Below are 610 nucleotides of genomic sequence, written 5' to 3'. Positions count from 1 at the left end.
GGACTGAAAACATCATGTTTTGCATCGCCGCTATACCAGCGACAGCGATACGAAACATTGCGCTGCGTTTCTCTTTCTCGGCAAGTTGTCTCGCTTTGTCTTCCTGATAGGGGAAGGCTTTGTAGCCTAGCTTGCGTATTTTAATCAGGATTTTGCTTAGCTTGATCTGTTCATTGTTCCAGCTAAGTAGCGCTTTGTGAGTCGTATGATTGATTGATAGATTTATCAGGCCGGGAAGTGAGCTGATTTCGCGCTCTAAGAGCCAAATACAAGCGGCACAGGTAATTCCTGAGATACTAAGTGCAGCATCAGACTGTTTGCCATCTACCGTAACAAAGTCAGTTTGTAGCGCCGGGTCATCATAAAGAAGTAGTTCATCGCGTTGTGCGTCGGTGAAGTCGTCGGGCTTTAATGAGGCTTCAGTGCGGTGTTGATAGAAGTTATCGAGACCACCAGAGACAATGGTTTCTGCGATCGCTAAACAACCATAACAACAAAACGATTGTTGTTCTCCGCCAATCTCAATCTTTGCGCTAAAGCCTTTTGGAATCTCTTCATTGCAGTGGTAGCAAGTCTTGCACATGTGTTGCCAACCTAGTCCTGCGACTTG

At 45.9% G+C, this 610-nt stretch carries 1 protein-coding gene; it reads right to left on the bottom strand.

The genetic code is table 11. The annotated features are described in order from the left end of the window. On the bottom strand, positions 1 to 583 hold a 583-nt coding region (locus tag A3757_RS22955; protein ID WP_197470247.1), incomplete at its 3' end, for a heavy metal translocating P-type ATPase metal-binding domain-containing protein. Positions 584 to 610: the final 27 nt, after the last annotated feature.

The sequence above is a fragment of the Oleiphilus sp. HI0117 genome, assembly GCF_001635235.1.
Note: the sequence above shows the minus strand (reverse complement) of the source record. Positions and strands in the feature narration are given on the sequence as shown.